This is a genomic window from Methylobacillus sp. MM3 (assembly GCF_001645185.1).
GTDB lineage: Bacteria > Pseudomonadota > Gammaproteobacteria > Burkholderiales > Methylophilaceae > MM2.
The window spans coordinates 77,579-102,290 of record NZ_LXTQ01000040.1 but is presented as its reverse complement, the minus strand read 5'-3'; the positions used below and the strand labels follow the sequence as shown (position 1 = coordinate 102,290).

Below are 24,712 nucleotides of genomic sequence, written 5' to 3'. Positions count from 1 at the left end.
AGCCCTAGCAACAAGGCTGTGCCAGCAGAAAGTGATCGCATGTCCATGATCGGCCTCCTGTCATGCTTCAAATCCCGGAAAAATAGACTCTCAGAACGCTCCCGAAGTGCTCCTGCATCATCGGGAAATCAGCATGCTCAAGGACAATCGGGCCGAACGGATACTGGAAGCAAAAAGCCGGCTTTTGCTGGCTTTGCTCCGATCAACCATGGCTGATCAAAGGCCCTTTTATTTGACGACAAGCAAGACCAAACACTCCTGTTTTATTGATCCATTCATACCATAGGAAGCCGCCGATAACGAGTCTACTATCTTGTTTAAATAGAGAAGTCCTGTCAGTGACTTCTTCCATCAGCCACGACAGGAAACTCGATGTTTTTATTGGTTCAGGATCTATTCAGCATCTTTACGCGGAGCCAGCGCAGGCGTCTTTTGATGCTGCAAGCGCTGATGGTGCTGATGGCCTTTGCGGAGATCGGCGGGGTGTCTGCCATCGGTGTTTTCATGGCGGTGGTCGCCGATCCGAACATTCTGGATCGCACCAATCTTATCGGGAAACTCTATCAGTTCAGCGGCGTGGGCGATCCCGGCGAGTTTATTTATCTGGTGGGCGTTGTGGCGGTGGTCGTGCTGGTGGTGACTGCGATGATTTCGATGTTGACTGTCTGGCGTGCGGCTTTATTTTCCGCGCGGGTCGGGCAGGAAATGGCCGATAGGCTTTATCGCTATTACATGCACCAGCCCTGGTTGTTTCACTCTTGGGGCAGCAGTGCGGAATTGACCAAGCGGATTGCTTCCGACGCCTATGTAGTGTCTTCCCAGGTCGTTTATCCGCTGATGCAGATCAATACCAAGGTCATCCTGACTTTTTTCATGATTCTGGGGCTGATCATCCTCAATCCATGGGTGATTCTGATCGCGCTTGTCATTTTTGGCTGCGGCTATGCCGTTTTGTACAGGATGGTTCGACAGCGATTGATGCTGAACGGCAAAAAGATTTCTGAAATCGCTACCCGGCGATACAAACTCATGTCTGAAGGTTTCGGCGGCATCAAGGATGTGCTGTTATTAGGCCGGCAGGCCGTTTTCGTAAATCGGTTTCAAACCAGCGGCGATACGCTTTCCATGAGTTTGAGCACGAATGACGCGCTGGCGATGGCGCCCAAGTATTTCATGGATATGGTGGCTTTCAGCTCGGTGATATTGCTGTTTCTGTATCTGACAAAAAGCTACGAAGGGGATCTGGCCTCCATTTTGCCGATGCTGGCCTTGTACGCGCTGGCGGGGTTCAAGGTGCTGCCTGCGTTGCAGCAGATCTATCACGCGGTGGCGACGATCAAAGGCTCTTCGCCTGCATTCGATGCAATCAAGGAAGACCTGAAAAACAGCCTTGCCTTTGAGAGCGAGATGGATGAATCAGGAAAAAGCGCGAATACGGCAGAGACTATCCATGCGTTGACGCAAAGCATCGAGTTGCGCGACGTTACCTTTACCTATCCCGGCAAGGTTCAGCCGGCGCTGCAATCCCTGAGCCTGGAGATTCCGGCGAATAAATCCGTGGGTTTCGTGGGGGCGACCGGTTCCGGCAAATCCACGCTGGTTGACCTGGTGATTGGTCTGCTCTCGCCCGATGCGGGAGAAATACTGATCGATGGCGTGCCGTTGACGCCCCGCAATGTGCGCGCCTGGCAAAACAGGATAGGCCTGGTCTCGCAGAGCATTTTTCTTTCTGATGCGAGCATCAGGGAAAATGTTGCCTTCGGCATTCCCTTGGAAAATATCGATACCCGCCGCGTGCTCGAAGTACTTGCGCTGGCGCATCTGGATGAATTGATTGCCGAACTGCCGGATGGAATTGAAACGCGGGTGGGCGAGCGCGGGGTGCAGCTTTCGGGCGGGCAGCGCCAGCGGGTGGGAATCGCGAGGTCGCTTTACCATAATCCGGAAATCCTGGTGTTTGATGAGGCAACCAGTGCCCTGGATGGCATTACGGAGAAATCCATCATGGAAGCCATTAGCGATTTCTCGGGCAAGAAGACCATTCTCCTGATCGCGCATCGCTTCACCACTATTCAGCAGTGCGACATGATTTATTTCATCGACAAAGGGAGAGTTATCGATCAGGGGACTTATGAGGCCTTGATGGCAAGAAATGCACAATTCAAGGCCATGTCATCCAGCCATGCGAGTTAAGGACGATTTTTACGAGGAAAGCCGGATGTCATTCCCATACGATATCGTGTTTGATGACCTTGGCAGGCACGCCACCCACCAGCGAATTTTTGGAAACGTCGGCGGTGACGACCGCGCCGGCGGCGATGACCGCGCCGCTGCCAATGCGTACGCCTTTGAGAATGGTGGCGTTCAAGCCGATCCATACATGATCTTCGATCACGATAGGCGCCGAAATCATGGTATTGCCATTGATCGCGTGATTATCGCTATCGCGGATGGTGACCCCGCTGGAGATGGCGACGCCATGCCCGATAGTGATGGAGGAAAAGCAGTCGATGGTGGCATTGTTGTTGATGTAGCCGCTGCCCAGGGTGAGCGTTGCACCCTCATTAACTGCCAGATGGCAGCCCGTCATCAAGTAAAAATGACCTTCCACCGCAATTTTCGCATTCTCGGCCAGCTTGAACTCTGAAGGAAAATATCTCAACCCTTCCCACTTGCACCCCAACTCAAGCTTGCCGTCACCCGAAAGCGTTGAAGACGGGGCGGCGAAAACGCTCACATTTGGGAAAATGGAAATGCAGCGCGTCTTTTTTCTAAAAGCGAGCAAAGCCGATCTTGCCCGAGACCATATGCCCCGCTGAGGGCTGATATTCAAGAAATTTTCCATATCACCTAAAAAACAATACAAATATATTATCGATAACAGTATGCAATTCGCATAAAAGTGGTTTCAAATATATGAAATATACTGCGTTAATTCGAACTTACAACAGTTTCCCGCTGGTGGCGGAGGTTATTTCCGCCTTGCGTGCGCAAGCGGTGCCGCCGGAAAAAATCATCGCGGTGGACTCCAACTCCTGCGTGGAGCAAAGATTAGCGCTCAATGCGATTTGCGACCAGGTCATCGATTACCCCAGCGAGCCATTCAATTACTCGAAGGCCATCAATATCGGGATAGAGGCCTGCGAAACCGAGTATGTGCTGATCATCAGCTCACACGTTTTGCTGACCGATCCGCACCTCATTTCATACGGCATCAACCATATTTCGGAGGGCGGGGATCGTTGTTTGGGGTGCTGCTTCAATCAAGGGGGCGATTATGAAAAAACCTATGGGGTTACCCGGGTGGACAAGGGAAATTTTTCGCTACTGCTGGGCTTGTCCAATTCCTGCGCCTTCCTGAAAAAGCAGTACATCGTCGACCGGCCTTTCAGGGAAGATGTATTCTCGGCAGAGGATCAGGAGTGGGCGGCCTACTATTTGCGCAATCATGACGCCTGTTTTTTCAGTTTTCACTCGGTGTATGTAAAGTATCTGAACCCCCATGTGAATGAGTTGAAAACGATGAATGAATTCATCTCCATGGCCTACTTCACGCATCCCGAATTGCGGAGACCGAAATATATCGTTCCACGACTGGCAAGAGCAATGCTGGCATTTTTGCGCCTCAGGCCGGAAAGAGCGAAATTTCATTTCACCATGGCAAAAGAACTGTTCATGACCAACTTCAGGAAACCGGTCAGGCAAACTTCTTCTTACTACGAAAGCGCCAAAACAGAGCCGGTTGCGTTGTCTGAAACGCGACCCAATCGGCTCGCTACCTTTGAACAATAACTAAAACAAGGGACCAAAACACGATGGAATATAAAGTCACCGATACCCAGATCGCCCCGATGGGCAGGCTGGAAGTCCTCTCCAAAAACGAAGCAACCAAACTCCTCAATCGCGGGCACGGCAGCCTGCATCAGCTCTATCGCGACTGTTCCCTGGCTGTCCTCAATACCGGGAACGAAATCGACAACGCCAAGGAGCTGCTGGAGCGCTACAGTACTTTCGATATCCATATCATCCAGCGCCCGCGCGGCATCAAGCTCGACATCATCAATGCGCCGGGCACCGCGTTTGTGGACGGCAAGATGATCGTCGGCATCCAGGAGCACCTGTTCTCCGTGTTGCGCGATGTGATCTTTGCGCACGAAGAAATTTCCGCGAATCAGCGTTTCGACCTGCAAAGCTCGGAAGGCATTACCGAGGCCATTTTTCATATCCTGCGCAACGCGTCGGTCCTCAAGCCGCGCACCGATCCGAATGTGGTGGTGTGCTGGGGCGGGCATTCCATCAGCCGCGAGGAATACGAATACACCAAGCTGGTCGGTTACCAGTTGGGCCTGCGCGGTTTCGACATCTGCACCGGTTGCGGCCCCGGCGCGATGAAAGGGCCGATGAAAGGCGCCGCCATCGGGCACGCCAAGCAGCGTGTCGGCAAGGGGCGCTATATCGGCTTCACCGAGCCCGGGATTATTGCGGGCGAGCCGCCCAACCCCATCGTGCACGAACTGGTGATCTTGCCGGACGTGGAAAAGCGGCTGGAGGCCTTTCTCCGTTTCGGCCACGGTTTTGTCGTTTTCCCCGGCGGCGCCGGCACAGCGGAGGAAATCCTCTACGTCCTCGGCGTGCTGTTGCACCCGGATAATGCGGAGCTGCCTTTTCCGCTCATTTTTACCGGGCCGAAAAGCGCAGAGGATTATTTCCGCCAGATCGATTCGTTCATCGGCGACGTGCTGGGTGAGGAAGCACAGCGCCGCTACAAAATCATCATTGACGACCCGGTGCAGGTGGCCCTTGAGATTCAGGCCGGCATCAAGACGGTGCGCACTTTCCGCAGGCAACACCGCGACGCCTATTATTTCGACTCGCAGCTCAAGATCGAGCACGAGCTGCAGCGGCCGTTTCACCCCACGCACGAGAACATGCGCAAGCTGAAGCTGAACGGGCAACAGCCCAAGCACACGCTGGTCGCCAACCTGCGGCGCGCCTTTTCGGGCATCGTGGCCGGCAATATCAAGGATGCGGGGATACGCGCGATCGAGAAGCACGGGAAATTCGAGATTCACGGCGAGGCGGCCATCATGAAACGGATGGACGCCCTGCTGACCGCTTTCGTCGAGCAGAACCGGATGAAACTGATGGGGAAATACGAGCCTTGCTACCGCATCGTCGTCGAGAATTCCGCCTGAGGCTGTCAGAAATTCCGACTCAGTGAACCCCCTTATTCCTACGCAAGCTGGAGGTGGTACGATATCGACGAGGTAACTTCCTGATGTAATTCAAAAAATATCACAACATCAAAAAGAATTTGAGTCGCGGGAGACCAAAGCTTGCCGATAAGCTGGAACGGTAGCCTTATAGTTTTATCTGTGTTGATAGCCATGTTGGGCTCCTTCACAGCGTTGTCGCACGCAGAGCGCATGCGTGAAAGCACAGGCCGCCAGGCAAAAGCGTGGATGCTGGCTGGAGGCGTGACCTTGGGCATGGCCGTCTGGTCGATGCATTTTATCGGCATGCTGGCCTTTCATTTACCCATCCCGATCGCTTATGACACCCTCCTGACCTTTATCTCTGCCTTACCCGCCATCGCCGCGGCGTTACTTGGCTTTCATTTGCTCCGCAGTCCTAAATTGCAGTTGGGCAAAGTTCTAATTGGTGGTTTCTTTATGGGGTTAGGGATCACGGCCATGCATTACACAGGGATGGCCGCGCTCAAAATGCAGCCCGCCATCAGTTATCACCCCACTATATTGGCTCTTTCCGTTGTCATTGCCATCACAGCCGCTATAGGCGCGCTGTTAATTGTTTATGCCGGCGAGAAAACCGGGTTGCACCCATTAATCCAGCATTTGTTAGGCGCAGTGATTATGGGTTTTGCGATCGCGGGCATGCATTACACAGCGATGGCGGCGGCCAATTTCGCACCCAACAGTGTCTGCCTGGTCGGCGGGTTGGAAATGGATCCCAATTTGCTGGCTTTGATGGTCACGCTGGGTTGCCTGGGTCTTTTCAGCATAGGCGGGTTCGCCAATTCCCTGGACCGCCATATGGCACTGGACAAGTTGCGACTGGCCCATGACCAGTTGGAATCAAGCCAGAAGGAATTACAGATCTCAGCTAGCGCCTTTGAAGTCCAGGAAGGCGTGATGATTACTGATGCCAACAACACCATTTTGCGTGTCAACCAATCCTTCAGTAAGTTAATCGGCTATAGCGCGGAAGAGGTCGTCGGCAAGACCGCTGAATTTCTTATCTCCGAGCGTCATGATGAACAATTTTATGAGGGTATGCTGCAAGCACTGCAGAATGAGAAATACTGGCTGGGTGAGGTCTGGATCAGGCACAAGGATGAAGTAATCAACCCCTATCGCCTCACAATAACGATAGTTTCCAATCCTGATGGCAGGACCACGAATTATGTCGCAGCATTTTCCGATATCCGAGAGTTCAAAGAAGCTCAGGAAAACATTCTTCTACTTGCCTTCCACGATCCGCTCACCCAGTTGCCCAATCGGCGCTTGTTCCATGATCGTCTGGAGCAGGAACTAACCCGGGCGGGACGGTCAAGCCTGAACCTTGCTCTTCTCTTCATCGACCTGGACCATTTCAAGGAAATTAACGATACGCTTGGGCATGATATGGGCGATATTTTGCTAAAGGAGGCTGCGTTCCGTTTAGGTGGATGCTTGCGGGCGAGCGATACTGTTGCCAGGCAAGGTGGCGATGAATTTACAGTAATTCTTCCCGATTTACACGACACCGAGAGTGTGGAGCATGTAGTACAGGCATTGCTGTACAAGATGTCTCAGCCATTCCAGTTAAAGGATCAGACAGCTTATATAACAGCGAGCATTGGCATCGCCTTTTTCCCCGAAGATGCCGCGGATGCCACTCAGTTGATGAAAAGTGCGGACCAGGCCATGTATACCGCTAAAAATCAAGGCGGCAATCGCTCACGGTACTTTACGCAGTCCATGCAAACACTCGCCGATGCACGCATGTCGATTGCGAACGATTTACATACGGCCTTGGCCGAAAATCAATTTAGCGTTCATTACCAGCCAATTATTGAATTGAAGACCGGTGCCATACATAAGGCAGAGGCTTTGATTCGATGGCAGCATCCTTCCCGTGGAAATATCAGCCCAGCGGAATTTATTCCTATCGCTGAAGATACCGGGCTCATTGTTGAAATTGGCGATTGGGTATTCCGCGAAGCAGCCAGGCAAACAGCAAAATTGAGAGCAACGCATGATCCGAGATTTCAAACCAGCGTGAACGTCTCGCCCGTGCATTTCTACAATGCGAACGACTACCATGAAGATTGGTTTGAATACCTGAATGAACTTGGCCTGCCCGGAGAAAGCTTAGTCATAGAAATTACAGAGGGTTTGCTAATGGATTCGAGCGCATCCATATACAAACAACTGCTCGATTTCCGCACCGCCGGATTGGAGCTGTCCCTTGATGATTTCGGTACCGGCTACTCATCCCTGTCTTACCTTAAAAAATTCGATGTCGACTATCTCAAGATTGACAGATCATTTGTATCCAACTTAACCGAAGGTTCTGACGATTTAGCCATATGCGAAGCCATGATAGTCATGGCGCACAGGTTAGGCATGAAGGTCATTGCGGAAGGTATAGAAACGGCAGAACAACGAGATATCCTGCTTAATGCCGGTTGTGATTACGGGCAAGGATTTCTATTCTCAAAACCAGTACCCATTGATGAGTTTCCTCGTCACTCTCATTCACTCGCCTGAAAAGAAAATATACATGTCATGAGACACAGGCTGCCGCCGGAAATGATTCCTTAAACGGCGGCAGCCGGTTTGCATGAGTTACTTATTCGCAGTCAGCGCCGTGTACGAAGTGATGAGGTTGCGGTAGTCCGGAATGTGGTTGGAGCACAGCGCGGCCAGGCCCTCGATGTCATTGCGCCAGTCGCGGTGCAGTTCGCACGCCACGCCGAACCAGGTCATGAGCTGCGCGCCGGCGGCTTCCATGCGGCGCCAGGCAGCGTCACGCGTCATCTCGTTGAAGGTGCCGGAGGCGTCGGCCACGACGAACACTTCAAACCCGGCTTCGATGGCCGACAGCGCCACGAATCCCACGCACACTTCCGTCACCACGCCGGCGATGATCAGTTGCTTCTTGCCGGTGGCCTTGATCGCCTTGACGAAATCTTCATTGTCCCAGGCGTTGATCTGGCCGGGACGGGCGATGTACGGTGCGTCCGGGAACATCTCCTTCAACTCCGGCATCAGCGGGCCGTTGGGGCCGTTTTCAAAACTGGTGGTAAGGATGGTCGGCAGGTTGAAGAACTTGGCGGCGTCGGCGAGGGCCAGCACGTTGTTCTTGAACTTGTCGGGGTCGATATCGCGCACCAGGGAAAGAAGGCCAGCCTGGTGATCCACCAGCAGCACGGCGGCGTTATCGCGATCGAGACGTACGTAGGGCTTGTTCATGATTTTTTCCTTTTCAGATAAATGAAGTCCAAATAATTGAAGATGGCTTGGCGTTATGCCGCTGCCTGTACAAAACGGCCTTGGTTGTAGTCATCAATCGCCTGGTGGATTTCTTCCTCGCTATTCATGACAAAGGGGCCATGGCCGACCACTGGTTCATTCAGCGGCTCCCCGTTCAACAACAACAAAACAGTGTCTTGCTGCGCCTCCAGCACCAATTCGCTACCCGCGCGCTGCATCACCCCCAGTTCGGCTGGGCGGATGGTGTGCGCACCGCCCAGGCCGACCGCGCCATGCAGCACGAATACGGCAGTGGTATGCCCTTCCGGCAAGGTGAAGGTCGTCGTGCTGCCGGCATTCAGCCGCACATCCCAGACGTTCATCGGGGTGAAGGTATGCGCCGGGCCTTGCCGGCCTGCGTATTCGCCGGCAATCACGCGCACCTTGCCTGCATCATCGGCGAGTTGTATTTCAGGAATCTGCGCGCGGGTGATGCCTTGGTAGCCGGGCTTCGTCATCTTGTCCCTGGCGGGCAGGTTGACCCACAGTTGTATCATCTCGAACGGCCCGCCGGTATGGGCGTATTCGTCACCATGATATTCCTCGTGGATGATGCCGGAGCCGGCCGTCATCCATTGCACGTCGCCGGGGCCGATGGTGCCGCCCGCATTGGTGGAATCGCGATGTGACACTTGGCCGTCATAGACAATGGTGACGGTCTCGAAACCGCGGTGCGGGTGCTGGCCGACGCCGCGTCGCTGTTCGGTCGGCTCGAAACGGGTCGGGCCGGCGTAGTCCATCAGCAGGAAAGGCGAGATTTCTTCCGCAATGTCACGATAGGAAAAAATGCTCTGCACGGGAAAACCATCACCCACCCAGTGATTGCCGTTGCTGAGTTTGATGAATGCCAGTTTTTTCATGATGCGTTCCTTTCTGATTTCTCGGTAGTGCGTTGCAATGGTTCCCACTATAGGCACATGACATTGAGGGTACTAGATGGTTAAATGCGAAATTACTTTTCATTTAATTGAACAATCATGGATTTCAACGAAGCGGCGGTATTCGTCAAGGTAGTGCAGGCAGGCAGTTTCAGCGCCGCAGCGCGGCAACTGGGTTTGCCGACTTCGACCGTCAGCACCCGGATCTCCCGGCTGGAGCGGCGCCTGGGCATCACCTTGCTGCAACGCACCACCCGGAAACTCCATCTCACCGAAGCCGGCACGGCTTATTATCACCATGCGTCGCTGGGCCTGGGCTACATGCTGGAAGCGGAAGCCGCCGTGGATGAAGCGCGCCATCAACCGCAAGGCAGATTGAAGGTGACAGCCCCCGCCGACCTCGGCGACAGCCTGCTCGCAGGTTTGATCGAGCGCACGCAGCGCGAATTCCCCGCGCTGGAAGTAGAACTGCTATTGACCGACCGCTATCTCGATCTGGTAGCCGAAGGCGTCGATGTCGCGATCCGCACCGGCGAGCTGCGCGACTCCAGCCTGGTGGCAAAGTCACTCGGCACGGTGCGCTGGGCGATATTCGCGAGCCGCGATTATTTGCAGCAGGCCGCCCCACTGGAAGAGCCGCAGCATCTGCATGCCCATCATTGTCTGCAATTCACTCCGATGGGACGCGATGGCTGGGATTTGAGCAATGGTCGCAACAGCATCACCATCCCCCTTTCCGGCCGCGCCATGGCCAACAGCATAGGCGTGGTGCGATCCATGGTGGCGAACGGGCAAGGGGTAGCACTGCTGCCGACCTTCATCTGCAAGCCGGGGCTGGCGACGGGCGATCTGGTACGCGTACTGCCGGAATGGCAAGGCCGGGCCGATCCGGTGCACCTGATCTACCCGCGGCAGCGCTTCATGCCACCCAAGCTGCGCGCCTTTATCGATCTCGCGCAGGCGGAATTGCAACTATGGTTCGGCGATGACACCCAAGAGCCTATTTCAGCACTAAGATAGATGATCACCACATTCCGATGATTGCGATTTATGGATAACTCCTCCGGCAAACCTGCACCGTCCAGCGTGAATTCGAAATACGTCGCCCTCCGGCGCGAGCTGCATGCGCATCCGGAACTGGCTTTTAACGAGCATCGAACCAGCGGTCTCGTGGCTTCCACGCTGGAATCTCTCGGCATCGAGGTGCATCGCGGCTTGGCCGGCACAGGAGTGATTGGCAAGCTTCGCTGCGGCGATTCCTCGCGTGCCATCGGTTTGCGAGCCGATATGGATGCGCTGCCGATACAGGAGAAGAACGACTTTACGCACCGGTCCCGGCACGATGGCCGCATGCACGCCTGCGGCCACGACGGGCATACGGCGATGTTGCTGGCGGCAGCAGATGCGCTGTCGAAAATTCGCAATTTCAATGGCACGGTGTATTTCATCTTTCAGCCGGCAGAAGAAACAGAGGGCGGCGGCCGCGTGATGGTGGAGCAAGGGCTGTTCGATCAATTCGCCATGGATGCGGTGTTCGGCCTGCACAACTGGCCAGGACTGCCGGCCGGGCAATTCGCGGTGCATGCGGGGCCGGTGATGGCATCGGCCGACCGATTCGACATTACCCTCACGGGGCGGGGCGCCCATGCTGCCATGCCGCATCAGGGCAATGACGTGATCCTGGCTGGCAGTGTGCTCATTCAAGCCCTGCAAAGCGTGGTGAGCCGCAAGCTGGACCCGCTGGACCAGGCGGTGCTGAGCATCACGCGTTTTCACGCAGGCGACGCGTACAACATTCTGCCTGAGAAAGCGCACCTTGCCGGAACGATACGCGCCTTCAACGACCGTGTACGGGATCAGGTCGAAGGTGAAATTCGCCGCATTTGCAAAGGCGTGGGCGATAGTTTCGGCGTTCTCGTGGCGTTCGACATGCATTACGGTTATCCGGCCACGGTCAACACGGCTGCGGAAGCCGAACTCTGCCGCAGCGTGGCCGCAGAACTGGTCGGCGACGACAACGTCAGGACCGATCTGCAGCCTTCGATGGGCGCCGAGGATTTCTCCTTCATGCTCAAGAAGAAACCCGGATGCTATATCTGGCTCGGCAACGGGCTGGGTGAAGGCGGCTGCATGTTGCATAACCCGCATTACGACTTCAATGACGAGGTGCTGCCCTTGGGTACGGAGTACTGGTGCAAACTTGTGGCGCGGCTTCTGCCGTAATCACTTCATGCTGAAAAGGAATCCTGTCATGATCGACTCGCTGGAGTCCGATCAAAGCGCAACCGTCGTCATTACCCATCATGTGCTGGACATTCACCATGACGATTACGAAAACTGGCTGAAGGAAATCGGTTCCATCGCCAGGTCGTATCCAGGCCATTTGGGGGTGATGATCATTCGCCCGATCCCCGGTGCCACATCCGCTTACACCATCGTCATCCGCTTCGATACGCGCGACCACCTGCTAGCCTGGATGGGCTCAGCCGATCGCAACCGGCTGATCGAGAAGGTACAGCCTTTGCTCATGGAGGAGGATCGCTACCTGGTGCAGAGCGGGCTCGATTTCTGGTTTACGCCGGAAGGCATCAAGCCGAAATTTCCTAAGCGCTGGAAACAGAGCGTGCTGACATGGTCGGCAATTTATCCCCTGGTGTTGGGCATATCGCTCCTTGTGGAATTCTTGCGGCGCCACCTGGGCATTGCCGATCACCATTACCTGCAGTTGCTGCTCATCACCGGTGTTGTGGTGTGGCTGATGGTGTATGTCGTGATGCCGCGCTATACCAGGCTGGTGCATCGCTGGCTGCACAGTTGAGACGGCAGTTAATATCAATAGAGGATTCCCATGCCATTTCCACCAGAAGAACGCGAGGCATTGCTGAACGTGAAAGGCGTGGGCCCCGCCGTGGTGGCCCGTCTTGAACAAATGGGGTTTGAATCGCTGGCACACCTGAGCAAAGCCAATACGCTGGACATCGTCTCTCAAGCCTCGGCTATCGTCGGCTCCACTTGCTGGAAAAACAGCCCACAAGCTCGCGCGGCTATCCAGGCTGCGATTGCATTGGCACAGTCGCACCACTTATAACAAGGCCGTCAATCGGACCGTCATTAAGTCGGGAAATTTTCCCGCTTCATTTCAGAAATTTTCCGTCTGTTTTCAGGATGACTGCTGTTACCTTGAGATTTTGATCGAATAGGGAACACAGGGCATGCTAATCACGACTGTCTCACCCATGCGACTGGTTGCCATGGTGCTGTTGTCTTTCCTCGCCTGTCTTCCCGCATCCGCCACGGAATTCATGCGCCCCAGGCCGCTCACTGAATATGGCGACATCCTGCTTGCACAGGAACTGGATACCGCCATCCATGCATTTAACGACCGCATGACGCGATGCATCGACTCCGGCGCCGGGAGCCCTCCCGAATGTTTCTGCCGCCACGCGGGAGAGGCAGGCATCGCGAAAACAGCATATGAAAAAGTTCTCCAGGCACGGCCCAAATGGAAGGGCAAGATCCTCTACTGGAAGAACATGGAAAACCAGGCGAGCCACAATCTGATCATGCCGGCCATCGATCACCAGCTGCGATCCTCCACCGCGGAGTGCGGCCCCAGACCGCAGTAATTACACGGCCTTCTGGGTTGCAGCCCCTCGTCTGCTTCTGATTGCGGATTCCGAAAACTCAACAAGCGTCTCTGTATCGGCTGTATCTGATTCAGGTGCTGGCAGGACTAAAATTCTTCGATGGCTATTTGCAGCCAGGTTTTACCCGGTGACTTTTCTATCACAATCTTCGACCCGTCCAGCCGATACGTTAGCTGACATTTCATGCGAGGATTCGATAAAACCGCAGGATTGAACACGACATAATTTTCGCCTGGGTTATGGCGCACGGAAGGTACGACCAGGCCCGGGTGCCCTTCTCTATGGATTCTCGCGCCTATCGATTGGGCAAAGGTGTAATCCGTTTTATGCAGGAGCTCGGGATAGTGTTGAACAGCCCCCTTCATATTCAGCATCGCGGCATGACAGCCGACAGAATAGACTTTGCGCTCACCCACCACGCGCTCTGTTTCAAAACCGGCATCTCGTAGTAACCCGTGATACCAATGGTATGCAGACTCGTAGACCGTGGTAATAACACTGTCTGATCCATACCAAACGCCAAACGACCCATCCGAAAAGCGACTTTTCTGCCAGTTGTTGAATGGCCAGGCGATAACGGAGAACCACTCCGCATCTTCAAATGGACGATGAATAACTGGCGTTACTGACCTGTATGGAGGCGGCTTGACCTCGTCTTCGACTTGCTGCGCCAGTCCCCACTCTTCGGGGTTATCGGTCAGATCATCGAACAGATCTTGCGATTCCCTGAGCGAGACGATGTTACGAATGACATCCTGATGGACATCGGCAAGGGTCAGTTGCGAGAAAAACTGAAGCATCAAACGCCGCGAGCACGATCCAGATAAGCACGTACCATCAGCAGGCCGGCGAACCCCCACTCTTTAATGACTTCAACTGGACTCAAATTATCAAAGGCCTTGTTGCGCGTCGACATCCAGCGGTAGGCCAGCTCTCGATTCTGGGGAAACAACAAGCGCAGATTTTTGTGGATGCCGAGGAGATGCCCAACACGTTCGTATTGGTCACGACTGGTACCGATCGGTTCCCCTTTGCGATACCGGGTCAGCGCTGCTCTATTGCTTGGTGCTATTCCAAGCAGGGCCGCCTGATCCTCAGTCGTCAGGCTCCAGTGGTCGAGTAATGTCATCACCATCCTGGCCAGGGCACCACGGTCCTGAGATGGGGTGGAATGACGATCCATTGCGACAGTCATGACGATGCTCCTGAATTCATCTCATTACTCATGACATGAAGTTTAGATCTTTGTTCCTATTAACACAAATTTTGTTTTAATAGGAACAACAACACCTAATCGCAGCCGTTGACTTCGATACCCTTGTGCGTAAAACCATGTGACGCAAATAGTAAAGTCCGCATGCGGGCTTTACTATTGAGTTGCGTGAACCCTAAGCGAGCACACGCTCAAGCCCTGCGCGGGCTTGCCCACTTGTCGCGCAGACACATAGCCATCAGCCACCCTGCCGGCAGCAGCACCATGGCATAGGTCAACCATTGTCCATAACTGCCTTCGGGACCGTATGGTTCGGTGGCGATGTGCCAGAACTCGTTGTCGAGCGGCAGCACGCCAGCCTCGGTGAGTTCATGGAAGGCGTAGACGAAGAGTTGCACCACGAACAAGGCCAGGAAAATCGCGGTGACCTGCAGCAGCAGCGCCAGGTTGACGCGCCTGCCATAGCGCGCCCAGCCCCACGCGAGCACCGCCGCGGCCGCCACGCCTAGCATTGCGCCCAGCGCCATGTCACGCATATCGGCATTGAAAAGGACATTGTTGAGCAGCAGCGCCGTTTCCATCCCTTCGCGGGTAATCATCAGCAGCGTAAAGGCAAACACTCCCCACGCGGCGGCAGGGCCCTGCTTGCGCGCCTCGTTTTCCAGCCGGTTGCCAATCTCCGCGCGAAGCTGCGGAGCCTTGCGCCACATGAAGATAATCAGGGAGAGCACCAGCAGCGCAGCCACAAAAGCGAGCAGCCCTTCCCACAATGGCTTGTTCTGCGCTTCAGCAAACAGCAGGCCTGCTCCCGCGCTAGCGACCAACGCCACGCCTATCCCCCAATAGACGGCATGCGCCAGATGGGCGCGCCCCGTCTTGTTCAGATAGGCAAGCATGATGGCGACAATCAGGAAGGCCTCTATGCCTTCGCGCAGTGTAATGATGAAAGTCTGGAGCATTTCGAATCCTTCCTGATTCATGAATGCTGGATGGCCGATGCCGGCGAATACTCTCGCGTTTGGTCTTGGGCGAGATAGCCTTGCCATCCACCCTTACAAATGAGAATCATTACCATGATGGCAAGCAGAGATGCCGTCTGTCAACCTTTATGCCTTCAAAATGAACAGACAGCTCCACAGGGCGTGGCAAGCATTGGAAAACCAGGAATTCCGACCCAGCGCCTTGCGTCAGGACATAAACGCGCGAAACAATCCAAGAGGATGATGCGCGCGGGCAATCGTCACCATCCATCCGAATACCAGCAGGGCCAGCACGTAGCAAATGGCCCTCAACCGGGGATTCCGGGCCAGCCGCAGCGTGTAAACCCCCAGCGTCACATAGACGACCAGCAGAATCAGTTTCATTACCAGCCAGCCATTGCCGAACATGGTCCACGGCAATAGGGTCAGCAGGATTAGCGCGGCTGTCAGCAATGCGATGTCGATGGCATAGCTGAGCAGTTTTACCGGCCGGCGCTGCTGCCATTCGCCATTCATCAGCGCAGCGATGCCTCTGACGGAAAAAACTGTCCCGCTAAGCAGCGCCAGCATCACATGCGCCTGTTTGATCTGAGGATAGAATTCAAGCATGGTCAGAATCCTGTTTTTCATCATGATGCGGCCGCAACGCAGGCTGACCGCACATCAGCTTTCCAGGGGCACATGCAAGCGATTTTGAACTAATTATGTACTTGCAAGTGTCTATCGCATATCAAAATTATCCGTTCCGTGACCATTAGAAGAATGCCTTGAACGGAGACAAAGGCTGCGGCCTCGGCCAACAATGCACCACTTTCTGGGGTTTATCCGGTTATGTAGTAATGAAAAAAGAGAGTGGATATATGAATCGCTATCCTATTTTCAATGGCTACTTCTGAACCTGAAAACAATTACCGTACCCAGATACTGCGGCCCTTGCTTCTCGCTGCGAGCATATTGCTTGTATCGGTAATATGGTTGTTCGCGATTTCCTATCACCTGATCCAGATTAACCAGGACCGAATACAGGTCGACGAAGCTCGCCTGGTGATAGAAAAGTTTACGCGTGCCGTCGTTGATGCGGAAACCGGGCAACGTGGCTATTTACTTACGGGTCATCCATCTTTTCTGGATCCATATAATGGAGCTTATGAACAAGCGATAGCCGATCTCCGCGCCATGCGCGCCCTTTCGAGCTTTTATCCGGAGTTCACATCTCTTGAGCCCCAATTGCAATCACTGGTTGATCGCAAGTTTCAGTCCATTGAATCCTCGTTCAAGATCCAGCTCAATGCCGGCTCGTACGCGCCACATCTCCATCTTTCCAAAGACCCCGGGGAAGGCATCATGCTCGAAATCCGAAAGCTTGCCTCGAATGCGGATCGTCAGTTGCTGGAGCAAAAGCGATCCATCGAACGCAGCATTCATCAGGATCTGATGCAGGTCATTGTGGGGGCAAGTTTTACAGTTGCAGCCATTTCGTTGATTCTGTTCTTTGGATATCGCCATATCGTTTATTTATTTGAGCGTGCCGCTCAAATGCAAACGCGCGCAAATAATTTGCAACAGCAGGTTACGATAGATTCTCTGACCAAAATTCCAAACCGGCGAGGATTTGAAGAGTGCGTTCAAAATCACTTTGCTTTGGCGCAGCGGACCGGCATGCCTTTTTCCATCTTTTATCTCGATCTGGATGGATTCAAGGCCATCAATGACCAGCATGGGCATGATGCGGGCGATCAGACACTGATAACAGCCATTGATCGGTTCAAGTCCACAATAAGGGATTCCGACATGATTGCACGGCTTGGGGGCGATGAATTTGCGCTTGTAGCTCACAATGCCGCAGACCGGGAGCAATTATCCATGCTCGCTCATCGCCTCATCGAATCCCTGGAGCAGCCCATCAAGCTGCCTGGAGGAGAGGTGAAACTGGGTGTCAGTATTGGCATCGCCTCTTACCCCCAGAACGGGCAATCCATCGACGATTTATTAACCGCTGCGGATGTAGCGATGTATCAGGCAAAGCATCAGGGGAAGAATCGGGCTTGTTTTTCTGCGGGAGGTCATCGAATGACCGATCAGGGAATCCCGGACTACTCCCAGGATGATGCCGTGAAATAGCCGACTTTCCATAGGCGTCTCCCAAGCCATGTGTTGTGGAGTAAATGCGACACATGCGGCAAGTTAATGGTTGACATGGCAATATCCCTCTGCAAGCATGACAGCTCTGAATTCGGCAGGCCAAGAAGGCAATCCACCGCCCACCTAGTTGAACGGAATCCACATGCCCTTGCAATTACCGAGAATGCAAAAAGGCCATATCAGGTTTCTGATAAGCTTGTGCATTCCGTTTGCCTCCTTTTCGGCCTCTGCAGATCCCCTGGCTATCGATTCATTTGCGGACATGTCCATTGAGGAGCTCGGCAATATAGAGATCACCTCGGTTTCCAAAAAACCGCAAAGCCTGTCGGATGCCGCCGCTTCGGTATTCATTATCACCAATGAGGATATCCGCCGTTCAGGCGCCGCAACCTTGCCGGACGCCTTGCGGCTGGCACCGAATCTTCAGGTTGCGCAAGTTAGTGCCAGCGGCCATGCCATCAGCGCGCGCGGCCTTAACGGCACCGGTAGTGCCCCGAATAAACTACTGGTCCTCATCGACGGCCGCTCCGTCTATTCGCCGCTTTTTTCAGGCATATTCTGGGATGCGCAGGATGTCATGCTTGAGGATGTTGAGCGTATCGAGGTCATCAGCGGCCCCGGCAGCACGCTTTGGGGCACCAACGCCGTCAATGGCGTGGTCAATATCATCACCCGTTCCGCAAAAGATACCCAGGGCGCCCTGGCATCGGCAAGAAGCGGCAATATCGGCAGCGATACTGCATTCCGTTATGGCGTAACCGTAGGAGGCGACGGCCATTTTCGGGTGTATGCAAAATCATCCCACCGCGAGGATAGTTCGCTGGAGGATGGCACGGACATTTCCGACGGATGGAATAAAAACCAGGCCGGCTTTCGCATGGATTGGGACCATGCAGAAAATCAACTTAGCGTAACCGGTAACGTCTACGAAGGCGATATCGGCCAACCCCGGCCCGGGTCTCTTTCAGTTACCGGCACGACTCTAGCGCTTGATACCGTATCGATATCGGGGGTCAATTTAACCGCCAACTGGCAGCATCTGCTGGATAACGGCTCAAAGATTCGCTTTCAGGCTTATTACGACCGGACTTTACGTAAAGTCCCGCCTACTTTCAGGGACGCAAACAATATTTTCGATGTGGAATTCCAGCACTCGCTGAAGCCCATCGGAAGGCATGCCCTGACCTGGGGCGCCAATTACCGCTATAGCCAGGATGAATTCAAAAGCGACCACCCGAGCATCGGCATCCTGCCTGAAGATGTGAATCAAAGCTGGCTAAGTCTATATGGCCAGGACGAAATATCCCTGACAACAAATCTGAATCTCACGCTGGGTGCGAGGCTGGAGCGGAACGACTATACAGGCTATGAATTTTTACCCGATGCGAGACTGGCCTGGAAGGTCACTCCGCACCATCTTTTGTGGACGGCAGTGTCGCGCGCCGTACGAGCGCCCTCTCGACTCGATGCCGACGCATTCATACCGAGAGATCCGCCATTTCTGCTCAACGGCGGCCCTGATATTCGGTCCGAGATTGCGACCGTATATCAGCTTGGCTATCGCGGGCAAATCAGTTCCAAGCTCAATTTCGAGATCACCGCTTTTCGCAATGAATATGATCATTTAAGAACGACGGAGATCGATTTCAGCGGTCCGTTTCTTGTATTTGCCAATGAAATGGAAGGGTCTTCCCATGGGATTGAAATGTGGGGCACTTATCAAGTGTTACCGCAATGGCGCATAAGCGCCGGAGCAACCTTCCTGAATGAAAAACTGGAGCTCAAGCCCGGTAGTTTCGATCTTGCAGCCCCCGACGCGGCAGGCAGGGATCCTTCCCATACCTGGCAAATACGCTCCGCATTCAATATATCGCATGACAAGGAATTTGATTTATCCGTGCGCCATGCAGGTGAGTTATCGAGCCCGGAAAAAGTACCCGAATATACGGCCGTTGATGCGCGTTTTGGCTGGCGTGTGCGCAAGGATATTGAGCTTTCTATTATTGGCCAGAATTTGCTGGGCACCGAGCATGCGGAATATGGCGCACGTCAGTTCCGTAGTGAAATCCCCCAAGCGATATTTTTCAAGGTGGTCTGGCAGCCTTAAGCCGCGCCAAGTCTCCCATCCGCGTTGAGGAAGACCCTTGATTCTAAGAGTAGGACTGATCTCCGATACACACGGGCTACTGCGACCGGAAGCCATGGAGTTCCTGCGCGGAAGCCATTTCATCGTACATGCCGGCGACATCTGCGAACCGAGAATCCTCTCCGGGCTTGACGCGCTTGCACCGGTCACTGCCGTCAGGGGGAACAACGATCGCGGTCCATGGGCAGAAGAACTACGTTGCGCGGAGTCCCTTCGGGTCGGTGAAGTCACAATCCATGTTGTCCATGACCTTGCCGACCTCGACATCGATCTATCGTCGGCCGGAATCCGGGTCGTTGTTTCAGGACACTCGCACAAGCCGCACATTGAAGAACGAAACGGTATCCTTTTCGTGAACCCCGGGAGCGCCGGCCCAAGAAGGTTTCGCCTTCCCGTTGCCGCAGCAGAATTGCTTGTCGAAGGGCAGTCCGTGACCGCACGCATCACCGAACTGCTCAACTGACAAGCCTGGCCGGCAGAACACAACCTTAATCCCGGATCGGGCCAGCGCCGGCTAATTCTGCCTGCTCCGCCCCATCCCCCCGTTTCACGCTCCCGTCCGGCATCGGCACTTCGATAGGCGCCACTTCCACCTTCGCCACGCCTTCCTTGAGGGTAATGCCAATCTCCTCCGCCTTGGCGCGCGGGAGGTCCACAATGCGGCCCGGCACATAGGGTCCACGGTCCTGAATGGTGACTTCCGTGCTCTGGCCGGTTTCCAGGTTGGTCACCTTCGCCCGTGTGCCGAGCGGCAGCGTTTTGCTGGCGGCATTGTCGTCGAGTGGATCCATTTTGTTGCCGTCCGCCATTTTCTGATTGGTGAACTTATGCGAATAGATGGAGGCTTTCCCGACTCGCGTGTCGCCGGAGCGGTCGAGCCTGGGCTTGGCTTTGGCAGGTTGAGACGCGGGCGCTTCTTGTGCCGCAGCGTCATTGGCAGCCGCAAATGGCAGGGCGAGCAAGGCAACGCCGGCGGCAATGGCCAAAACCAATTTGGCCAACCTGTGCGGCACGTGAATACCCGAGTTCGAGTCTTCATTTGTTGCTGGGTAGTGAACCATGAAAATCTCCATGATGCGTATTCTATAAATTGCGACCGCATTCTCAGCCAATAAGTTGATGCGATTAGGATGATCGGACTCGGTCTCACAGCGATCTGTTGCCGCAAGGCGACAGCTGGGCATAAAAAGCCGCAATTAAATGCAACCAAAAAGTTGCATTAATCGGCTATTTGCTCCATACTCCCTTCACGCAACCATTCGGTTGCAAAATGAGTTCCCATAGCAAGGAGCAAATCATGACCATTACTTCTGAAACCGACCAGATCGAACGCAGCATCGTCATCAACGCACCCCGCGATCGCGTGTGGCAAGCCATCTCGGATGCCGAAGAGTTCGGCACCTGGTTCGGCGCAAACCTGAAAGGCCTGACTTTCGCGCCCGGGCAACGCACACGTGGAATAATCGACACTGCAATGTGTGGGCATGATGACTGCTATTTTGACGTGGTTATCGAGCGCATCGAGCCGCAGAATCTGCTCTCGTTTCGCTGGCATCCTTACGCCATCGACCCCGCAGCGAACTATACGCAGGAGCAGCCGACGCTGGTAACCTTTACCCTGAAAGACGCCCCGGGCAACGGCACGCTGCTGACAGTGGTGGAATCCGGCTTCGACAACATTCCCCCGGCCCGCCGCCTGGAAGCATTCCGCATGAACGATCGCGGCTGGGCATATCAACTCGACAACATCGCAAACCATGTCAGGGCATAACGACAGCACAATGCATGCAAATCAGAATGAAAACGACCTGCACGCGATCGTTCAAACGAGTGAAACTCTTGCGAACGTCTTTGCCGCGCTGGGCGACCCTACCCGTCTGAAGCTGATCGCCGTACTCTGCGCCGGCGGCGCTTTCTCGATTGCGCAGTTGACGGCGAATACCGAAATCAGCCGGCAGGGCGTAACCAAGCACCTGCAGGTACTGGCGGACGCAGGCGTGGTGCGCGACGTGAAGCTGGGCCGGGAACGGCTCTGGCAGCTAGAACCCGGCCAGATCGAGGAAGCGAAACGGACGCTGGAGATGATCGGCAGACAATGGGACGTGGCGTTGACGAAGCTCAAGGCATTTGCAGAGTCAGCCTGATCGAGCGGAAATTTCGGCGGTCTGAATGCAGTCAGCAGCCAATTCGACTCAGGGCCGATATCGCAGACAATCCACCAAGAGACTAAATGCCGGAGAAGACTGCCGGCTGCTCGGGTAGTAAAGGTGATATCCGGGATAGGGCTGGCACCAATCCTCCAGTACCGAAATTAGTTTCCCGCTGGCGATTTCTTCTTTTGCCATGTCGGCCGGCAGATAAGCCAAACCACAACCAGCCACCGCTGCCCGAAGAATGTGAGACCCCAAATTGAATGTCCATTGCCCCTCGACATGAGCTTTCAACGGGTTTCCCCCTTTCTCGAATTCCCAAACCATGTAGCTATCGTGAGTGGGCAGTCGGAGATTGATGCACTTGTGTCTGGAAAGATCCTGAGGGGATTGTGGCTGTGGATGATGAGAGAAATAGTCCGGCGAGCCAACAACGGCTACCCTTAGATCGGGCCCGATCCGTACCGCTACCATATCCTTCTCGACTTGATCGCCAAGGCGCACACCGGCATGAAAGCGCTGCGCAACGATATCGGTCATCCCGTAATTGACGTTTATCTCGACCCTGATTTCGGGGTAATCCTGTAAAAGTCCCTGTAGGCGAGGCCAAAGCACGGTATTGGCTGCATGTTCTGCGGTCGTGATGCGTATCAGGCCACTTGGCTTGTTTTTTTGCTCGCTTAACGTCGCCAGTTCGTTATCGATTTCCTCCAGGCGCGGGGCCACGGTTTCCAGCAACTTGGCCCCTGCCTCGGTTGGCGACACACTCCGCGTAGTGCGCGCCAGCAAGCGAACCCCGAGCCGGGTTTCCAGGCTACGAATCGTGTGACTCAGCGCCGATTGCGACATCCCTAATTGAGCGGCAGCGCGGGTGAAACTTCTTTCACGCGCTACTGCAATAAACGCAACAAGATCGCTAAAGTCGCCGGCAGCCATTTATTAATCCCACGCATAAACCCATGCTGATTTTAGCGTATTAACAAATTAATCGACAGCAACTACATTAAGAAACATCAGCCACGGAACTCGCTTGCTTCAACCCACAGGCGTGCTTCTCAATATTCAACGGAGATTCGTCATGAAAAATCGCACGCTTGGAAACAGCGGCCTGGAGGTATCCGCACTCGGCCTCGGCTGCATGTCCATGAGTTCGGCCTACGGCCCGGCAGGCGACAAAACGGAAATGATCGCGCTGATCCGCAGGGCGGTCGATTTGGGCGTTACTTTATTCGACACTGCCGAAGTTTACGGTCCATTCGTCAACGAGGAATTGCTGGGTGAGGCACTGGTACCCTTCAAAGGGCAAGTGGTCATCGCCACAAAGTTCGGCTTCGATCTCGACCCGGCCACAGCACAGCGTACCGGTGGCGTTAACAGCCGCCCAGAACATATCAAGGCAGTAGCCGAAGCATCGCTGAAGCGCCTCAAGGTTGATGCCATCGACCTGTTGTACCAGCATCGCGTCGATCCCGGCGTTCCCATCGAGGACGTGGCAGGTGCGGTGAAGGAATTGATCGCCGAAGGGAAAGTGAAGCATTTTGGCTTGTCCGAGCCGGGCATTGAAACGGTTCGCCGTGCCCATGCAGTTCAGCCGGTGACCGCCGTGCAAAGCGAATATTCCCTGTGGTGGCGAGGCCCGGAAACCGAACTGCTGCCGACGCTGGAAGAATTGGGTATCGGCTTTGTCCCGTTCAGCCCGCTCGGTGCCGGTTTCCTGACCGGCAAGATGGATGAGAACACCCGTTTCGATAGCTCCGACTTCCGTTCACAGGTTCCGCGCTTCTCTCCGGATGCCCTGAAAGCCAACGTTGCGCTGGTTGCCCTGATTCGGGAAGTCGCCGAGACCAAGGGCGCAACACCTGCCCAGATTGCGCTCTCCTGGCTGCTGGCGCAGAAGCCTTGGATCGTTCCGATTCCCGGCACCACGAAACTGCATCGTCTTGAAGAGAATCTGGGGGCCGTAGCCATCGAATTGACTGCCGACGATTTGCAGCGAATCGCATCAGCGGCCTCGAAGCTGCATCTGGAAGGTGCGCGTTTGCCTGAGTACGCGCTGAAAATGACCGGGCTGTGATCACTGCCATTGCACACCTCCCCTCGCCGGGGATCAAGTAACGTCCCATCACGACACCGAGCAAACGAACCGGAATAAAGTATCCATCATGAAAAATACACTCTTACTGCTGCTATTGATGCCGGTTTTCTCGTCCTCATATGCCGAAACAACGGATATTAAGGCGAATATTTCCGGCAGCAATTCGGCACATATTTCGCGTAGCGCTTCGCGAACCCCATATGAAGCACCCTCCGAGCATTTCACCGGCAAGGCTCGCGTGGCACCGCTCTTTTCCCCGAATGCGCCGGCCAGGACATCGGCAGCCTACGTCACCTTCGCGCCCGGCGCGCGCACCGATTGGCATACCCATCCGTTGGGGCAGACGCTGGTCGTGACCGAAGGTAATGGACTGATCCAGTTCTGGGGTGGCCCCATCCAACGCATTGAGCGTGGAGATGTGATATCGATCCCTCCCGGCCAAAAGCATTGGCATGGTGCGTCGGCCACAGAGACCATGACGCACCTTGCCATCCAGGAGCAACTCGATGGCAAATCGGTGGACTGGCTGGAGAAGGTCTCGGATGCCCAATACCCCAATGAGCCTTCTGCCAAGGAAAGCGCCACACCCTCCATGCAGCCATCTCGTGCCCAGCAGTTGATGGGCGATGTTGCCCCGAAACTGGCCGACCTGACCGACAACGTGCTGTATGGCGACATCTGGGAGCGTCCTGGACTATCGAAGCGGGACAGAAGCCTGGCAACGGTCAGCGCGCTGATTGCGCTGAATCGCCCCGACCAACTTCGTTCGCACCTGGCCCTGGCTGTCCAGAACGGCATGACGCGAGAGGAACTTGCCGAGGTGATAACCCATTTGGCCTTCTATGCCGGCTGGCCAAGTGCTGTCTCGGCCATTTCTGTCGCCAAGGAAGTGCTACCGGCCAAGTAGCCCATTCAGCCAAAGGA

25 protein-coding genes are annotated in these 24,712 nt (G+C 54.7%); 16 read left to right on the top strand and 9 right to left on the bottom strand.

Annotation, left to right across the window (positions count from 1 at the left end):
* Positions 1-435: 435 nt before the first annotated feature.
* Positions 436-2,193 (top strand): ABC transporter ATP-binding protein, encoded by a 1,758-nt coding sequence (locus A7976_RS10870; protein WP_205633499.1) that lies wholly within the window; start codon positions 436-438, stop codon positions 2,191-2,193.
* 28 nt (positions 2,194-2,221) lie between these two features.
* Here A7976_RS10870 and A7976_RS15440 read toward each other — a convergent pair whose 3' ends face one another.
* Positions 2,222-2,737 (bottom strand): DapH/DapD/GlmU-related protein, encoded by a 516-nt coding sequence (locus tag A7976_RS15440; protein WP_305791277.1) that lies wholly within the window; start codon positions 2,735-2,737, stop codon positions 2,222-2,224.
* 179 nt (positions 2,738-2,916) lie between these two features.
* Between A7976_RS15440 and A7976_RS10860 the strand changes: the two genes are divergently transcribed.
* The 3 genes from A7976_RS10860 to A7976_RS10850 all read left to right on the top strand — a co-directional run bounded on the left by A7976_RS10860 (position 2,917) and on the right by A7976_RS10850 (position 7,772).
* Positions 2,917-3,792 (top strand): glycosyltransferase family A protein, encoded by an 876-nt coding sequence (locus A7976_RS10860; RefSeq protein ID WP_067111436.1) that lies wholly within the window; start codon positions 2,917-2,919, stop codon positions 3,790-3,792.
* A gap of 23 nt (positions 3,793-3,815) precedes the next feature.
* Entirely contained in the window at positions 3,816-5,195 is a 1,380-nt protein-coding gene (ppnN, locus tag A7976_RS10855) for a nucleotide 5'-monophosphate nucleosidase PpnN (protein ID WP_067111432.1), read from the top strand.
* 231 nt (positions 5,196-5,426) lie between these two features.
* A complete protein-coding gene (locus A7976_RS10850; protein WP_240483859.1) occupies positions 5,427-7,772 on the top strand; it encodes a bifunctional diguanylate cyclase/phosphodiesterase in 2,346 nt (781 codons plus the stop codon).
* 78 nt (positions 7,773-7,850) lie between these two features.
* Here A7976_RS10850 and ycaC read toward each other — a convergent pair whose 3' ends face one another.
* Both ycaC and A7976_RS10840 read right to left on the bottom strand, forming a co-directional pair.
* Positions 7,851-8,477, bottom strand: a complete 627-nt coding sequence (gene ycaC, locus A7976_RS10845) for an isochorismate family cysteine hydrolase YcaC (RefSeq protein ID WP_067111429.1) — start codon at positions 8,475-8,477, stop codon at positions 7,851-7,853.
* Positions 8,478-8,530: 53 nt separating this feature from the next.
* Positions 8,531-9,397: a pirin family protein gene (locus A7976_RS10840; RefSeq protein ID WP_067111426.1), complete on the bottom strand. Its 867-nt coding sequence runs from the start codon at positions 9,395-9,397 to the stop codon at positions 8,531-8,533.
* A 117-nt stretch (positions 9,398-9,514) separates the two neighbouring features.
* On the opposite strand from A7976_RS10840, the gene A7976_RS10835 reads away from it, so the two are divergent.
* The 5 genes from A7976_RS10835 (at position 9,515) to A7976_RS10815 (ending at position 13,041) form a co-directional block, all read left to right on the top strand.
* Entirely contained in the window at positions 9,515-10,435 is a 921-nt protein-coding gene (locus tag A7976_RS10835; protein WP_067111422.1) for a LysR family transcriptional regulator, read from the top strand.
* A gap of 30 nt (positions 10,436-10,465) precedes the next feature.
* The gene (locus A7976_RS10830) at positions 10,466-11,638 is read left to right on the top strand and encodes a M20 aminoacylase family protein (RefSeq protein ID WP_067111419.1); all 1,173 of its coding nucleotides are present in this window, start codon (positions 10,466-10,468) and stop codon (positions 11,636-11,638) included.
* A gap of 28 nt (positions 11,639-11,666) precedes the next feature.
* On the top strand, positions 11,667-12,233 hold the full coding sequence (locus A7976_RS10825; protein WP_067111416.1) for an antibiotic biosynthesis monooxygenase: 567 nt from the start codon (positions 11,667-11,669) through the stop codon (positions 12,231-12,233).
* Between the two features lie 30 nt (positions 12,234-12,263).
* On the top strand, positions 12,264-12,503 hold the full coding sequence (locus A7976_RS10820) for a Pathogenicity locus (protein ID WP_067111413.1): 240 nt from the start codon (positions 12,264-12,266) through the stop codon (positions 12,501-12,503).
* Positions 12,504-12,627: 124 nt separating this feature from the next.
* On the top strand, positions 12,628-13,041 hold the full coding sequence (locus A7976_RS10815; RefSeq protein WP_131801020.1) for a hypothetical protein: 414 nt from the start codon (positions 12,628-12,630) through the stop codon (positions 13,039-13,041).
* Between the two features lie 107 nt (positions 13,042-13,148).
* Here A7976_RS10815 and A7976_RS10810 read toward each other — a convergent pair whose 3' ends face one another.
* From A7976_RS10810 to A7976_RS10795, 4 genes are all read right to left on the bottom strand, one after another.
* Positions 13,149-13,862 carry an RES family NAD+ phosphorylase gene (locus A7976_RS10810; protein ID WP_067111407.1) on the bottom strand — a complete coding sequence of 238 codons (714 nt, stop codon included), beginning with the start codon at positions 13,860-13,862 and terminating at the stop codon, positions 13,149-13,151.
* Positions 13,862-14,257, bottom strand: coding sequence for an antitoxin Xre/MbcA/ParS toxin-binding domain-containing protein (locus tag A7976_RS10805; RefSeq protein ID WP_067111404.1), 396 nt, complete (start codon positions 14,255-14,257; stop codon positions 13,862-13,864). The genes A7976_RS10810 and A7976_RS10805 overlap by 1 nt, the downstream gene beginning before the upstream one ends.
* A 209-nt stretch (positions 14,258-14,466) precedes the next feature.
* Positions 14,467-15,234 carry an FTR1 family protein gene (locus tag A7976_RS10800; RefSeq protein ID WP_067112029.1) on the bottom strand — a complete coding sequence of 256 codons (768 nt, stop codon included), beginning with the start codon at positions 15,232-15,234 and terminating at the stop codon, positions 14,467-14,469.
* 228 nt (positions 15,235-15,462) lie between these two features.
* Positions 15,463-15,864 carry a SirB2 family protein gene (locus tag A7976_RS10795; protein WP_067111401.1) on the bottom strand — a complete coding sequence of 134 codons (402 nt, stop codon included), beginning with the start codon at positions 15,862-15,864 and terminating at the stop codon, positions 15,463-15,465.
* Positions 15,865-16,137: 273 nt separating this feature from the next.
* Between A7976_RS10795 and A7976_RS10790 the strand changes: the two genes are divergently transcribed.
* The 3 genes from A7976_RS10790 to A7976_RS10780 all read left to right on the top strand — a co-directional run bounded on the left by A7976_RS10790 (position 16,138) and on the right by A7976_RS10780 (position 20,006).
* A complete protein-coding gene (locus A7976_RS10790; protein ID WP_067111398.1) occupies positions 16,138-17,376 on the top strand; it encodes a diguanylate cyclase domain-containing protein in 1,239 nt (412 codons plus the stop codon).
* Positions 17,377-17,539: 163 nt separating this feature from the next.
* Positions 17,540-19,504: a TonB-dependent siderophore receptor gene (locus tag A7976_RS10785; protein ID WP_205633498.1), complete on the top strand. Its 1,965-nt coding sequence runs from the start codon at positions 17,540-17,542 to the stop codon at positions 19,502-19,504.
* A gap of 37 nt (positions 19,505-19,541) precedes the next feature.
* Positions 19,542-20,006: a metallophosphoesterase family protein gene (locus A7976_RS10780; RefSeq protein ID WP_205633497.1), complete on the top strand. Its 465-nt coding sequence runs from the start codon at positions 19,542-19,544 to the stop codon at positions 20,004-20,006.
* Positions 20,007-20,031: 25 nt separating this feature from the next.
* Here A7976_RS10780 and A7976_RS10775 read toward each other — a convergent pair whose 3' ends face one another.
* Positions 20,032-20,604: a septal ring lytic transglycosylase RlpA family protein gene (locus tag A7976_RS10775; RefSeq protein ID WP_082878111.1), complete on the bottom strand. Its 573-nt coding sequence runs from the start codon at positions 20,602-20,604 to the stop codon at positions 20,032-20,034.
* 236 nt (positions 20,605-20,840) lie between these two features.
* Here A7976_RS10775 and A7976_RS10770 point away from each other — a divergent pair, with 236 nt between their 5' ends.
* Together A7976_RS10770 and A7976_RS10765 are read left to right on the top strand one after the other, a co-directional pair.
* The gene (locus A7976_RS10770) at positions 20,841-21,314 is read left to right on the top strand and encodes an SRPBCC family protein (protein ID WP_088178423.1); all 474 of its coding nucleotides are present in this window, start codon (positions 20,841-20,843) and stop codon (positions 21,312-21,314) included.
* Positions 21,315-21,324: 10 nt separating this feature from the next.
* Complete coding sequence (locus tag A7976_RS10765; protein WP_067111394.1) at positions 21,325-21,687, top strand: helix-turn-helix transcriptional regulator; 363 nt, start codon at positions 21,325-21,327, stop codon at positions 21,685-21,687.
* A gap of 48 nt (positions 21,688-21,735) precedes the next feature.
* Here A7976_RS10765 and A7976_RS10760 read toward each other — a convergent pair whose 3' ends face one another.
* Positions 21,736-22,629, bottom strand: a complete 894-nt coding sequence (locus tag A7976_RS10760) for a LysR family transcriptional regulator (RefSeq protein ID WP_067111392.1) — start codon at positions 22,627-22,629, stop codon at positions 21,736-21,738.
* Positions 22,630-22,771: 142 nt separating this feature from the next.
* On the opposite strand from A7976_RS10760, the gene A7976_RS10755 reads away from it, so the two are divergent.
* Positions 22,772-23,767, top strand: coding sequence for an aldo/keto reductase (locus tag A7976_RS10755; RefSeq protein WP_067111390.1), 996 nt, complete (start codon positions 22,772-22,774; stop codon positions 23,765-23,767).
* Positions 23,768-23,855: 88 nt separating this feature from the next.
* A complete protein-coding gene (locus A7976_RS10750; protein WP_067111388.1) occupies positions 23,856-24,695 on the top strand; it encodes a carboxymuconolactone decarboxylase family protein in 840 nt (279 codons plus the stop codon).
* Positions 24,696-24,712 lie beyond the last annotated feature (17 nt).

Excerpts from the sequence above, each read along its gene's own strand:
- ppnN (WP_067111432.1), top strand. The coding sequence starts at position 3,816 with ATGGAATATAAAGTCACCGATACCCAGATCGCCCCGATGGGCAGGCTG.
- A7976_RS10805 (WP_067111404.1), bottom strand. The coding sequence starts at position 14,257 with ATGACTGTCGCAATGGATCGTCATTCCACCCCATCTCAGGACCGTGGT.
- A7976_RS10825 (WP_067111416.1), top strand. The coding sequence starts at position 11,667 with ATGATCGACTCGCTGGAGTCCGATCAAAGCGCAACCGTCGTCATTACC.
- A7976_RS10860 (WP_067111436.1), top strand. The coding sequence starts at position 2,917 with ATGAAATATACTGCGTTAATTCGAACTTACAACAGTTTCCCGCTGGTG.
- A7976_RS10795 (WP_067111401.1), bottom strand. The coding sequence starts at position 15,864 with ATGCTTGAATTCTATCCTCAGATCAAACAGGCGCATGTGATGCTGGCG.
- A7976_RS10815 (WP_131801020.1), top strand. The coding sequence starts at position 12,628 with ATGCTAATCACGACTGTCTCACCCATGCGACTGGTTGCCATGGTGCTG.
- A7976_RS10750 (WP_067111388.1), top strand. The coding sequence starts at position 23,856 with ATGAAAAATACACTCTTACTGCTGCTATTGATGCCGGTTTTCTCGTCC.
- A7976_RS10800 (WP_067112029.1), bottom strand. The coding sequence starts at position 15,234 with ATGCTCCAGACTTTCATCATTACACTGCGCGAAGGCATAGAGGCCTTC.
- A7976_RS10840 (WP_067111426.1), bottom strand. The coding sequence starts at position 9,397 with ATGAAAAAACTGGCATTCATCAAACTCAGCAACGGCAATCACTGGGTG.
- A7976_RS10850 (WP_240483859.1), top strand. The coding sequence starts at position 5,427 with ATGCGTGAAAGCACAGGCCGCCAGGCAAAAGCGTGGATGCTGGCTGGA.
- A7976_RS10770 (WP_088178423.1), top strand. The coding sequence starts at position 20,841 with ATGACCATTACTTCTGAAACCGACCAGATCGAACGCAGCATCGTCATC.
- A7976_RS10785 (WP_205633498.1), top strand. The coding sequence starts at position 17,540 with ATGCCCTTGCAATTACCGAGAATGCAAAAAGGCCATATCAGGTTTCTG.
- A7976_RS10835 (WP_067111422.1), top strand. The coding sequence starts at position 9,515 with ATGGATTTCAACGAAGCGGCGGTATTCGTCAAGGTAGTGCAGGCAGGC.
- A7976_RS10830 (WP_067111419.1), top strand. The coding sequence starts at position 10,466 with ATGGATAACTCCTCCGGCAAACCTGCACCGTCCAGCGTGAATTCGAAA.
- A7976_RS10755 (WP_067111390.1), top strand. The coding sequence starts at position 22,772 with ATGAAAAATCGCACGCTTGGAAACAGCGGCCTGGAGGTATCCGCACTC.
- A7976_RS10790 (WP_067111398.1), top strand. The coding sequence starts at position 16,138 with ATGGCTACTTCTGAACCTGAAAACAATTACCGTACCCAGATACTGCGG.
- A7976_RS10760 (WP_067111392.1), bottom strand. The coding sequence starts at position 22,629 with ATGGCTGCCGGCGACTTTAGCGATCTTGTTGCGTTTATTGCAGTAGCG.
- A7976_RS10765 (WP_067111394.1), top strand. The coding sequence starts at position 21,325 with ATGCATGCAAATCAGAATGAAAACGACCTGCACGCGATCGTTCAAACG.
- ycaC (WP_067111429.1), bottom strand. The coding sequence starts at position 8,477 with ATGAACAAGCCCTACGTACGTCTCGATCGCGATAACGCCGCCGTGCTG.
- A7976_RS10810 (WP_067111407.1), bottom strand. The coding sequence starts at position 13,862 with ATGCTTCAGTTTTTCTCGCAACTGACCCTTGCCGATGTCCATCAGGAT.
- A7976_RS10870 (WP_205633499.1), top strand. The coding sequence starts at position 436 with ATGCTGCAAGCGCTGATGGTGCTGATGGCCTTTGCGGAGATCGGCGGG.
- A7976_RS10820 (WP_067111413.1), top strand. The coding sequence starts at position 12,264 with ATGCCATTTCCACCAGAAGAACGCGAGGCATTGCTGAACGTGAAAGGC.
- A7976_RS10775 (WP_082878111.1), bottom strand. The coding sequence starts at position 20,604 with ATGGTTCACTACCCAGCAACAAATGAAGACTCGAACTCGGGTATTCAC.